This window comes from Anaeromyxobacter oryzisoli (assembly GCF_022690765.1).
Lineage (GTDB): Bacteria > Myxococcota > Myxococcia > Myxococcales > Anaeromyxobacteraceae > Anaeromyxobacter > Anaeromyxobacter oryzisoli.
The window spans coordinates 16,894-28,599 of record NZ_JALCZA010000059.1 but is presented as its reverse complement, the minus strand read 5'-3'; the positions used below and the strand labels follow the sequence as shown (position 1 = coordinate 28,599).

The following is an 11,706-nucleotide window of genomic DNA, read 5'->3' as shown; positions in this document are numbered from 1 at the left end:
CCGCCGGCGCAGCACGTGCCTGCGGGCCCGCCGGCGGCGCCGCCCCGCCCGGTCGCGCCGGCACCTCCCGGCGGCGCGCGCCGTTCCGCTTGACGGGCCCGGAGCGTGAGGCGAAAAGACCGCGGTGGGAACGATCTGGATCCGAGCCTGGGGCGACGCGACCGCCTTCCTCCGCCGCTCCTCACGCCGGCTCGGCCTCGCCGATCTGGTCGTGCTCGCGGCGATCGCCGGGATCGCGTACGCGCTGACCCGCGCGGCGGCCAGCTTCACCGGCGTCCTCCGCCCGCGGGTCGAGATCGACCTGTCGCCGCGTGCCCTGCCCGGCTACGCCCTCCTCTCGCTCTCGCGCGGGCTCGCCGCGTACGTCCTCTCCCTCTTCTTCACGCTCGGCTACGGCTACTGGGCCGCGAAGGACCGCCGCGCCGAGCGCATCCTGGTCCCGCTGCTCGACGTGCTGCAGAGCGTGCCGGTCCTCGGGTTCATGCCGGGGCTCGTCCTCGCCCTCGTCGCGCTCTTCCCGCGGTCCAACGCCGGGCTGGAGCTCGCCGCGGTGGTGATGATCTTCACCGGGCAGGCCTGGAACATGACCTTCAGCTTCTACCGGTCCGTCCGGTCGGTCCCGCCGGAGCAGCTCGAGGTGGCGCGGACGTACCGGTTCAGCTGGGGCGAGCAGCTCCGCTGGGTGGAGCTGCCCGCGAGCGTCATCGGGCTCGTCTGGAACTCGATGATGTCGATGGCGGGCGGCTGGTTCTTCCTCATGGTGAGCGAGGCCTTCGTCCTCGGTGACAAGGACTTCCGGCTGCCCGGCCTCGGGTCGTACATGTCCGTCGCGGTGGCCCGCGGGGACGGCCCGGCGATGGCGTGGGCGGTCCTCGCGATGACGATCATGATCGTCGCGCTCGACCAGCTCCTGTGGCGCCCGGTGGTGGTCTGGTCCCAGAAGTTCCGGCAGGAGGACGCCGGCCAGGCGGAGGCGGCGGAGTCGTGGTTCCTCGAGGTCCTCCGCCGCTCGCACCTCCTCGCGACCGGCGGCGCCCTCCTGGACCGGATCGGCGCGGCGCTGCGGCGCCGGGCCCGCGCCACGGCCGCCGACCGCGACGCGCCCGCCCGCGGCGCGCCGCTCGCCGCGCAGATCGTCACCTCGGCCCTCTTCTTCGTGCTCGTCGGTTGCCTGGCGGTGGGCGCGTTCCAGCTCGTCCTGCTCATGCGCTCGGTCCCGGGGCGCGAGTGGGGGCTCACCGTCGCCGCCGCGCTCGCCACCCTCGGTCGCGTGCTCCTCGCCACCGCCCTGGGGACCCTGTGGGCGCTCCCCGCGGGGCTCGCCATCGGGCTGTCGCCGCGCCTCTCGCGGATCCTCCAGCCGGTGGTGCAGGTGGTGGCGAGCTTCCCCGCCCCGATGCTCTTCCCGGCCGCGATCGCGCTCCTCGCGAAGCTCGGCGTCGGGCTCGGCGCGGGGAGCGTCGTCCTGATGCTCCTCGGGACGCAGTGGTACATCCTCTTCAACGTGGTGGCGGGGGCGATGGCGGTGCCGGCGGACCTGCGCGAGGCCGCGACGAGCTACGGGATCCGCGGCTTCGCCCTCTTCCGGCAGCTCCTCCTGCCCTCGGTGCTCCCCTACCTCGTGACGGGGTGGGTCACCGCGGCGGGCGGCGCCTGGAACGCGTCGATCGTCTCGGAGTACGTCACCGCCCACCACCAGACGCTCTCCACGTTCGGCCTCGGCGCGCGCGTCTCCGCCGCCGCCGAGCACGCCGACTTCCCCGCCCTCGCGGCGAGCGTCGTGGTGATGTCCGTCATGGTCGTCTTCTTCAACCGCCTGGTCTGGCGGCCGCTCTCCGATCTCGCCGAGCGCCGCTACGCCCTCGCCCGGTGATCGCATGGCCCGTCCCGCCGCCGCGCTCCCGCCCGCCGCCCCCCTCTGCGAGATGGAGGGCGTCACCCACGTCTTCCGGCTGCCGTCCGGGCAGCACCTCGAGGTGCTGCAGGACGTGTCGCTCTCGGTGAAGCCGGGCGAGGTGGTGGCGCTGCTCGGCCCGTCCGGCTGCGGGAAGTCCACCATCCTGCGGATCCTCGCCGGGCTCATCCGGCCCACCCGCGGCCAGGTCCGTTATCGCGGCGCGCCGCTCGACGGCCTCGCGCCCGGCGTCGCCATCGTCTTCCAGAGCTTCGCCCTGTTCCCCTGGATGACCGTCGCCGAGAACGTCCGCGCGGTGTTGATGGCGGCGCGCCTCCCGGAGGAGGAGGTGGTCTCCCGGGCCGACGACGCCATCCGGATGGTCGGCCTCTCCGGGTTCGAGGAGGCCTACCCGCGGGAGATCTCCGGCGGGATGAAGCAGCGGGTGGGCATGGCGCGGGCGCTGTCGCTCCGGCCGGAGGTGCTCTTCATGGACGAGCCCTTCAGCCAGGTGGACGCGCTCACCGCCGAGGCGCTCCGCGCCGAGGTGCTCGACATCTGGGCGCAGCGCGAGTCGAACCCCTCCTCGATCCTCCTCGTGTCGCACGACATCAAGGAGGTGGCCTACATGGCCGACCGCATCGTGGTGCTCGGCGCGAACCCGGGGCGGGTGCGGACGATCGTCGAGAACGCGCTGCCGCGGCCGCGCGACTACCGCTCGCGCGAGGTGCTCGCGCTCGTGGATCGGCTGCACGACCTCATCACCGGCCACGAGCTGCCGGACGTGCCCGCCGCCGCCGCGGAGGTCGCGGCGGAGGTGCTGCCCCAGGCCGGCGCCAACGAGATCGTCGGCCTCCTCGAGTACCTCGACGCGCGCGGCGGGCGCGAGGACGTCGTCCGGATCGCCGCCGAGACCAACCGCGAGTTCGGCCACCTGCTCGCCATCGTGAAGGCGGCCGAGATGTTCGACCTGGTGGACACGCCCAAGCGGCTCGCCGTGCTCACGCCGGAGGGGTACACCTTCGTGCGCTCCGATCCGGACGGCCGGAAGGCCTGGTTCCGCCGGAAGCTCCTCGAGCTGCGGATCTTCTCCGACGTCCGCGCGGCGCTCCTCGAGGAGCCCTCGCACAAGCTCGACAAGGACTTCGTGCTCGAGACCATCGTGCTGCGCATGCCGGCCGAGGACTACGAGCGGGCGTTCGCCACCTGGATCGGGTGGGCGCGCTACGCCGATCTCTTCGCCTACGACGAGGACGAGGGGACCGTCTCGCTCCAGGAGGCGGACGTCCCCGCGGGCACCGGCGCGTAGGGGGCCCTGCGCCGCCGCTCCCTCACCGCACCCGCACGCGAACCCGAACCCGTCACGTGACCGTGCCCGTCACCGTGCCCGTGACCGTTCCCCGTGCCCGCCTCCCGCCTTCCGTGGCCCCTGGCCCGTCATCCGACGGCGTCCGACCACGGCGACTGGACCACGGCGTCGGACCACGGAAACCGGGCCACGGAACACGGGACCCGGTTCACGGATCACGAGGAGGCCGGTGACGGTGACGGGCACGGATCACGGGGGACCGCGCCTGTGATCGCGGATCGCGTCACCGCCGCGTGAGCGCGTCCGCGGTGACGAACCGCGGGGCGATGTCCACCGGCACGCCTCCGAGCCGATCCAGGACGCGCTGGACCTCCGGCCGGATCACGCCGAGCCGATCGAGGAGCGCCCGCGCCGCCGCCCGGTCGCCCCTCCCCTCGATCGTCATGAGCTCGCGGGTGAGCGACGTCACGGCGTCCTTCATCTTCGCGTCGTCCACCGCGAAGGTCCCGTCCCGCCGCACCGTGAGGGCGCCCGCGTCGAGGAGCCAGTTGAGCTGGAGCGCCATCCCCTTGCCGTGCGCCTCGTTGAGGCCGAAGCGGATCGACCGGAACGCGCCGGCGAGGAAGGTCGGGTAGAGCGTCCGCTCCATGCGGGCGTCGAGCTTCCCCTCGTCGAGGAGCTTGCGGAGCGCGAACAGCCCGCCCACGTCCGCCTTCGCCTCCTCGACGGCGCTGTAGGTGTCGGCGAGCGCAGCGCGGACCGTGGAGGTCGCCCCGTCCGCCCCCGTCACCTCGTGGGGGCCGAGCCCGTGCACCAGCTCGTGCATCAGGATGTGCGTGAAGAACGGGTCGAACGCGACGTTCGCCCGGTCCGCCGGCGCGAGGGCGATCCGCGCGATGGGGAGGAGGACCTTCTCGAACTTCGCCTCCTGCACGTTCTTCAGCATCACCCGCTTCGAGCCCATCGTCCGGGTGACGACCTCGTCGTTGGGCAGGTTGTAGGCGGCGGTCTGCACCCCCTTCGCGGCGTCGCCGGCCGCGAACACCTCGTTCACGACGCGGAGCGGGGCGAGCGCGGCGAGCTTCGGGTTCCTGAGCGCCGCGTCGATCGGGAGCGCGTCCTCGATCCCCTGGAGCTCCGCGGCGAACCGCGCGACCTTCGCGGTCTCCGCCTCGTCCCGCACGCCCACGAACGCCTCGAACGCCGCCTTCGCGTTGAGCCACCCGTCCTCGTAGACCTCGTACGGCCCCACCGTCGGCTCCACCGCTGAGTCGAGGCGCATCCACGCCTCGTCGGAGGCGCGGTAGGAGTCGTCGAGGAAGGCCGACGCCCGCGCCTCGAGGAACGCCCGGAGCGTCGCGTCCGCCGTGAGCGCCGCCGCCTCGCGGAGGAGCTCGGCGGCCCGGGCGAGCTCGCCCTGGTACTCGATCGCGTAGGGGACCGCGGCGAGCTTCCCGCCGGGGAGGCGCCGGACGACCGTGAAGAACCCGGCCGCCCGCTCCTTCTCAGCGGGCGGGAGCGAGACGAGCCAGCGCTCGACCTCCGCCTTGGTCGCGCCGGCCGGGTAGAAGCCAGCGGCCGCCGGCTTCTCCGGCACGCCGGGGACGAACGGCCGATCGCCGTCGAGCCGATCCCAGGGACCCTTGTTCCGGAGGAACGCGGCGAGCCGCGCGCGCCCGAGCGGGCTCCGGTCCTCGACGAGCTCGAGGAGGAGCGCCTCGTTCCCGCTCCACACCTGACGCAGGAACAGCGCGTCCATGATCCGGGCCGCCTGGACGATCCGGGCGAGCGCCGCCCGCTCCGAGGCGGGGAGCCCTGACAGGTCCACCTGCAGGTCCACCGGCGCGTAGCGCGCCTCCGCCCGGCGAAGGGCCGCGGCGCCCGGGAACGTCCGGGGCGCGGCGGAGGCCTGGCCCGCGGCGAGGGCGGCGCCGAGGGCGATGGAGCGGAGGGCGGGCTTGCGCATGCGGCGATCTCCTCGGGAACCTTCTATAGCGCAGCGCCGCCGCCTGGGCGGCGAGCGGATGCACGTCGGCCGGGAGGGCGTGCGCCTCTGCTGTAGAAGCGCGCCCGCGCCGAGCCGCGGCCGTGGGATTGACTTCGGGAGCACGCCGGCTTCCACTCCGTCACGTGCTTCCTCCCGAAAAGCCCCTCGGCCTCCTCATCTACACCGCCCAGCACTGGATCCGGCAGGCGATCGTCTCTCGCGCGCGCCCGCACCGGCTCAGCAATCACCAGTTCTGGGCGCTGTCGTGCGTGCGTCGGGCGCCGGGCCTCGCGCCGGGCGAGCTCGGCCACTGGATGCTGCTGGACCCTCCCGCCGCCTCGCGGCTCGTCGCCGAGCTCGTGGAACGGAAGCTCGTCGAGGCGCGCCCCGACCGGGAGGATCGGCGGCGCACGCGCCTCTTCCTCACCGAGAAGGGCGAGCTGCTCGCGGCCGAGCTCCAGGCGATCGTGGACGACTACCAGCGGACGCTCGTGCGCGGCTTGACCGACGAGGAGCAGCGGGCGATGCGGACCGGCCTCTCGAAGGTCGCCGAGAACCTCTCCTCCGCCCTCGACGCAGGCGCCGACCGCGTCGCCGCGCCGCACCGCGCCGCGCGCACCGGCTCGTAGGCGCACTCCGCGTCACGCGCTCCTCGTTCGTCCGCCCCCTCGCTCGCTCGCTTCCCCCCGCGGGCTCGCACCCGTGCGACCCCTGACGCGGGCACGCACCCGTTCGAATTTTGGGACCTGGACGCCTGCGTCGCAGGCGAGGGGGATTCCGATGGCGAAGACGGGGCGAGGCTTCACCCGGAGGGAGTTCGTGAAGGCCGCGGGGCTCGGCGCGCTCGCGGCGGCGGGCGCCGGCGCGCCGGGCCGGGCGCGGGCCCAGCCGAAGACGCTCAAGATCATCCAGTGGAGCCACTTCGTCCCGGCGTACGACAAGTGGTTCGACGGCGTCTTCTGCAAGCAATGGGGCGAGAAGCACGGCACGCAGGTGATCGTGGACCACATCGCGATCGGCGAGATCAACGCCCGCGCCGCCGCCGAGGTGGCCGCGCAGCGGGGCCACGACCTGTTCATGTTCCTCTCGCCGCCCGCCGCGTACGCGCAGCAGACGATCGACCACAGCGAGATCTACCAGCAGGTGGCGAAGCGGTGGGGCAAGCCCATCGATCTCGGCCACAAGTCCACCTTCGACCCGAAGACGAAGCGCTACTTCGCCTTCTCCGACAGCTACGTCCCCGACCCCGGCGACTACCGCCAGGACCTCTGGGCTGAGGTCGGCTACCCGCACGGCCCGGACACCTGGGACGATCTCCGCAAGGGCGCGAAGGCGATCAAGGACAAGCGCGGGAACCCCTGCGGCCTCGGCCTCTCGCAGGAGCTCGACACCAACATGGCGATGCGGGCGCTGCTGTGGTCCTTCGGCGGATCGGTGCAGGACGTCGAGGGGCGCGTGGTGCTCGACTCGCCCCAGACCGTCGAGGCCCTCAAGTTCATGCGCGCGCTCCAGAAGGAGTCGCAGACGAACGAGGTCTTCACCTGGGATCCCTCCTCCAACAACCGCGGGATCCTCTCCGGCAAGCTCTCGTTCGTCCTCAACGCGATCTCGGTCACGCGCACCGCCGAGAAGGAGAACCCGGAGATGTCGCAGAAGATCCAGATCGTGCGGGCGCTGAAGGGGCCGGTCCATCGGCTCGCCTGCGAGCACGTGATGGACTGCTACGTCGTCTGGAAGTTCGCCCAGAACCCCGAGGGCGCGAAGCAGTTCCTGGTCGACTACATCGACGCGTTCGGCGAGGCCTTCAAGGCGAGCGAGTTCTACAACTTCCCCTGCTTCCCCCGGACCGTGCCGAACCTGAGGGAGCTCATCTCGAACGACCCGAAGGGGAAGCCGCCCGACAAGTACCGGATCCTCGGGGACGTCCTCGAGTGGGCCACCAACGTCGGCTACCCGGGCTACGCCACCGCCGCGATCGACGAGGTGTTCAACACGTTCGTGATCCCGACGATGTTCGCGAAGGCGGCCCGCGATGCGCTCTCGCCCGCGGACGCGGCCCGCGCCGCCGCCCGGGAGGTGCAGCGCATCTTCGACAAGTGGAGCCGGTAGGGCGCCGGCGCCGGGAGCGGCCTTGGCGATCGTCGAGACGCGGAAGCTCACCAAGGTGTTCGGGAAGGGCGAGGAGGGAGCGGTCAACGCCGTCGACCTCGAGACCCGCGACGGCGAGTTCCTGGTCTTCCTCGGCCCCTCCGGCTCCGGCAAGTCCACCCTGCTGCGGATGATCGCCGGGCTCGAGGAGCCGACCGCCGGGGACGTGCTCATCGGCGGACGGGTCGTCACCCGCCTCCCGCCGCGGGCGCGCGGCATCGCGATGGTGTTCCAGAGCTACGCGCTCTACCCGCACCTCTCGGTCGCCCGGAACATCGCCTTCCCGCTCAAGGCCCACGGCGTCCCGCGGGAGCGGCGGCTCGAGCGGGTCCACTGGGCCGCCCAGCTCCTCGGGATCGGCCACCTGCTCGAGCGCCGCCCGCGCGAGCTCTCGGGCGGCGAGCGGCAGCGCGTCGCCCTCGCCCGCGCCATCGTGCGCGAGCCCACGGTGTTCCTCCTCGACGAGCCGCTCTCGAACCTCGACGCGAAGCTCCGCGCCTCGGCCCGCGAGGAGCTGACGCAGTTCCACAAGCGCGTGGGCACGACCACGATCTACGTCACCCACGACCAGGTCGAGGCGATGGCGATGGGCAACCGGATCGCCGTGCTCGAGAAGGGCGTCGTGCGGCAGATCGGGACGCCACGGGAGGTCTACAACGAGCCCGCGGACACGTTCGTCGCGACCTTCCTCGGCTCGCCGCCGATGAACCTGGTCGAGGCCGAAGACGTGATCGCCGGGTTCCGGCCGGAGAGCCTGATCCCCCTCGCGATGGTCCAGGGCCCCGCGGCCGCCGTGCGCTTCCGGGTGACGCTCCTCGAGTACCTCGGCTCCGAGCGGATCCTGGTCGGCGTCATCGAGGGGGGGCGGTTCGACGGCCGGAAGGTGATCTCGCGGGTCGCCACGGCCTCGAGCGGCGGGATCGGCGAGGGGACCGCGCACGACTTCGCCGTGCCGGAGCAGGAGCTCAAGTTCTTCGACCGGGCGACCGGCAAGCGGATCGCCCCGCGGGTGCTCCAGTGGCGGTGATCCCCGCGCCGGCCGTCGTGGACGCGCTCCGCCGACGCCGCGGCCCCTCCCGCGCGACCTGGCTCGGGATCGCCCTGTTCTCCCCGGCGCTCGTCTACATCCTCGCGCTGGTCGGGCTGCCCCTCGTGCTCGCCTTCCTCTACAGCGTGGGCGACGTGACGGTGGGGTCCGTCGGCTACCGGTTCGTCGGCCTCTACAACTTCCGGAGCGTGCTCGCGAGCCCGGCCTTCCGGCGCGCGCTCCTCGACTCCTTCGTCTTCACGATCTCGAGCCAGCTCGTCGTGATCGTCTGCGCGAACGCGCTGGCGCTGGCGCTGCGGGAGCGGTTCCGCGGGCGCGGCCTGGTCCGGTTCCTCGTCCTCCTCCCGTGGGTCGCGCCCGTCAGCCTCGGCGCCATCGGGTGGAAGTGGCTCCTCGACTCGATCTACTCGGTCGTGAACTGGGTGCTCGCGCAGGCGCACCTCGTGAACCGGTTCGACCCGCCCATGTGGCTGGGGCAGCCCGCGCTCGCGATGGCGTCGGTGATCGCGGTCCACTCCTGGCGGATGATCCCGTTCTCGACGGTGATCCTCCTCGCCGGCCTCACCTCGATCCCGAAGGAGATCCCGGAGGCCGCCGCGGTGGACGGGGCGGGGTTCTGGCGCACGCACTTCCAGATCACCCTGCCGATGATGGCGCCCATCATCAACGTCGCCGTGCTGTTCGGGGTGGTGTTCACCTTCACCGACATGACGGTCGTCTACATCCTCACCCGCGGCGGGCCGTACGACACGACCCAGGTCCTGCCGTCGCTCGCCTTCTTCACCGGCGTGCTCGGCTCGGACCTCTCGGAGGGCGCGGCGATCTCGGTGTTCCTCGTCCCGATCCTGGTCGTGGTGGCGATCCTGATGCTCCGGGTCGCGCACCGGGCGGAGATCGCGTAGGGCGGGAGGTCCGCGTGGCGGGTCCCGGTCCCAGGAGGTCCCTCGCGACGCGCCTCGGGCGCTGGGCGATCGTGCTCGGGTTCGCGATCCTGCTCGCGTTCCCGTTCTACTGGATGGCGATCACGAGCTTCAAGCAGACCGCCGACCTGTACGACGTCGAGCACGATCCGTTCATCTTCAACGCGCCGCCGACCCTCGCGCACCTGCGCTACCTGTTCGAGCAGACGCTGTTCGTGCGCTGGTTCTGGAACACCACGCTCGCCGGCGCGGCGGTGGTGGCGATCACGCTCGTGCTCGCCGTGCCCGCCGCCTGGGCCCTCGCGCGCCTCACCGGCCGGTGGGGGCAGCAGCTCGGGATCGGGATCTTCCTCACCTACCTCGTCCCGCCCACCCTGCTCTTCATCCCGATGTCGCGGGTGATCTCGACCCTGGGCCTGCAGGACACGCTCTGGGCGATCATCGTCACCTACCCGACCTTCACCGTGCCCTTCTCGATCTGGCTCCTCATGGGTTTCTTCAAGGCCATCCCGCGCGACCTCGAGGACGCCGCGCTGGTGGACGGGCTCACCCGGTTCGGCGCGTTCGTGAAGCTGGTGATCCCGATCTCGCTCTCCGGGATCCTCACCGTCGTCATCTTCTCCTTCACGCTCGTCACGCAGGAGTTCGTGTACGCCCTCACCTTCATCTCGTCCGCCGAGCACCAGACCATCGGCGTCGGGGTCCCGATCTTCCTCGTCCGCGGCGACGTGTACTACTGGGGCTCGCTGATGGCCGCGTGCCTGATCGCGAGCATCCCCATCGCGCTCGTCTACAACTTGTTCCTCGATCGCTTCATCGCCGGCTTCACGGTCGGTGCGGTGAAGTAGCTCCTGTCCGATCCGTCGCGAGCGCTCGCGGAGCCGCGCCACATCCGGACGGTGGGTACGCCTTCGCGCGATCTTTCCCCCGCGAAGCCGGACTGACGGTGAAAGCCGGGAATTTTTTTGGGGGGAAGCCGCCGCGCAAATTTTGTCGTGGATTCCAACGGTCAATGTTGTCGGGTTGAGTCCATGAACGCCATTTTTCGGGGTCCCTGGCCAATTTTGTTCGGGCGATGCCTGATGCCGATCAATCCAAATCCCTTCCGTACGTTGCCTACATCCCGGCCCGATGGGCCCGGAGCGCATGAACGTCCGCAAAGTATGCGCCCGGACGGATTCAGAATTCCTCCGCAATCTTGGCAGGTTGCAATCATGGACCGGCGCAGTACGCTCCGCGCACCTGGAGGACGGAATGGAAAACATGGGCTCCCAGACGATCGGCGAGCTGGAGACGAGGAACGTCTCCCGCCGCGACTTCATCAAGGTCTGCAGCGTCGCCGCGGCTGCGGTCGGCCTCCCCGCCTGGGCGGGCGAGAAGATGGCCGAGGACGTCGGCAAGAAGAAGCCGTCGGTGGTGTGGCTGCACTTCCAGGAGTGCACCGGCTGCACCGAGTCGCTCCTGCGCACCAGCCACCCCGACGTGGGCTCGCTGATCCTCGACCTCGTCTCGGTCGACTACCACGAGACCCTCTTCGCCGCGGCCGGCCAGCAGATCGAGGACGCGCTCGAGAGCGCCAAGAAGCGGGGCGGCTACGTGCTCGTCGTCGAGGGCGCGGTGCCGAAGAAGCAGGACGGCATCTACTGCATCGTCGGCGGGAAGAAGGCGACCGACTCCCTCGTCGAGTGCGCCGAGAAGGCCGCCGCGATCATCTGCATCGGCTCGTGCGCCTCCTGGGGCGGCGTCCCGTCCGCGGCCCCGAACCCGACCGAGGCGGTGGGCGCGCCGGTGATCCTGAAGGAGCGAGGGATCAAGAAGCCGATCATCACGCTGCCGGGCTGCCCGGCCAACCCGTACAACCTGCTCGGCACCGTCCTCCAGTTCGCGACCTTCGGCTCGCTCCCCGCGCTCGACGAGAAGGGACGCCCGAAGTTCGCCTACGGCCGCGTGATCCACGAGGACTGCCCCCGCCGGCCCCACTTCGACGCGGGCCGCTTCGCCCAGGTCTACGGGGACGAGGGGCACCGGAACGGCTTCTGCCTCTACAAGCTCGGCTGCAAGGGACCCCAGACCCACGCCAACTGCTCGCTCCTCGACTTCTGCGAGGTCCCGGGCGCGTGGCCGGTCGGCATCGGCCACCCCTGCGTCGGCTGCACCGAGCAGGGGATCGGCTTCAACGTGCCGATCCACACGAACCTCCCCGTCGAGCGGCCGACGGCGCCGATGGCGTACCCGGCGATCCACCCCGAGCACGGCGTGATCGGCTCGAGCCCCGTCGCGGTCGGCGTGGGCGGCGCGGTCATCGGCGCCCTCGTGGGCGCGGGCTACGTCGCGACGCGGAAGCTCACCGAGGCCGACGAGCGCGAGCAGGCCGAGAAGACCGAGAAGAAGGGGTAGCCG

The 11,706-nt window shown here is 71.5% G+C and carries 9 protein-coding genes; 8 read left to right on the top strand and 1 reads right to left on the bottom strand.

Annotated features, from left to right (window positions below; all coding sequences use genetic code 11):
* Positions 1-124: 124 nt before the first annotated feature.
* On the top strand, positions 125-1,873 hold the full coding sequence (locus MNZ27_RS16910) for an ABC transporter permease (protein WP_242395274.1): 1,749 nt from the start codon (positions 125-127) through the stop codon (positions 1,871-1,873).
* A 4-nt stretch (positions 1,874-1,877) separates the two neighbouring features.
* Positions 1,878-3,203, top strand: coding sequence for an ABC transporter ATP-binding protein (locus MNZ27_RS16905; protein ID WP_242395273.1), 1,326 nt, complete (start codon positions 1,878-1,880; stop codon positions 3,201-3,203).
* A gap of 283 nt (positions 3,204-3,486) precedes the next feature.
* Here MNZ27_RS16905 and MNZ27_RS16900 read toward each other — a convergent pair whose 3' ends face one another.
* The gene (locus MNZ27_RS16900; protein WP_242395272.1) at positions 3,487-5,169 is read right to left on the bottom strand and encodes a dipeptidyl-peptidase 3 family protein; all 1,683 of its coding nucleotides are present in this window, start codon (positions 5,167-5,169) and stop codon (positions 3,487-3,489) included.
* Positions 5,170-5,333: 164 nt separating this feature from the next.
* Here MNZ27_RS16900 and MNZ27_RS16895 point away from each other — a divergent pair, with 164 nt between their 5' ends.
* The 6 genes from MNZ27_RS16895 (at position 5,334) to MNZ27_RS16870 (ending at position 11,703) form a co-directional block, all read left to right on the top strand.
* Positions 5,334-5,819: a MarR family winged helix-turn-helix transcriptional regulator gene (locus MNZ27_RS16895; protein ID WP_242395271.1), complete on the top strand. Its 486-nt coding sequence runs from the start codon at positions 5,334-5,336 to the stop codon at positions 5,817-5,819.
* Positions 5,820-5,970: 151 nt separating this feature from the next.
* On the top strand, positions 5,971-7,299 hold the full coding sequence (locus MNZ27_RS16890; RefSeq protein ID WP_242395270.1) for an extracellular solute-binding protein: 1,329 nt from the start codon (positions 5,971-5,973) through the stop codon (positions 7,297-7,299).
* Positions 7,300-7,321: 22 nt separating this feature from the next.
* Positions 7,322-8,365: an ABC transporter ATP-binding protein gene (locus tag MNZ27_RS16885; protein ID WP_242395269.1), complete on the top strand. Its 1,044-nt coding sequence runs from the start codon at positions 7,322-7,324 to the stop codon at positions 8,363-8,365.
* Positions 8,356-9,288 carry a carbohydrate ABC transporter permease gene (locus tag MNZ27_RS16880; RefSeq protein ID WP_242395268.1) on the top strand — a complete coding sequence of 311 codons (933 nt, stop codon included), beginning with the start codon at positions 8,356-8,358 and terminating at the stop codon, positions 9,286-9,288. Before MNZ27_RS16885 ends, MNZ27_RS16880 begins: the two co-directional genes overlap by 10 nt.
* A gap of 14 nt (positions 9,289-9,302) precedes the next feature.
* The gene (locus tag MNZ27_RS16875; RefSeq protein ID WP_242395267.1) at positions 9,303-10,154 is read left to right on the top strand and encodes a carbohydrate ABC transporter permease; all 852 of its coding nucleotides are present in this window, start codon (positions 9,303-9,305) and stop codon (positions 10,152-10,154) included.
* 415 nt (positions 10,155-10,569) lie between these two features.
* Positions 10,570-11,703: a hydrogenase small subunit gene (locus MNZ27_RS16870; protein WP_242395266.1), complete on the top strand. Its 1,134-nt coding sequence runs from the start codon at positions 10,570-10,572 to the stop codon at positions 11,701-11,703.
* Positions 11,704-11,706: the final 3 nt, after the last annotated feature.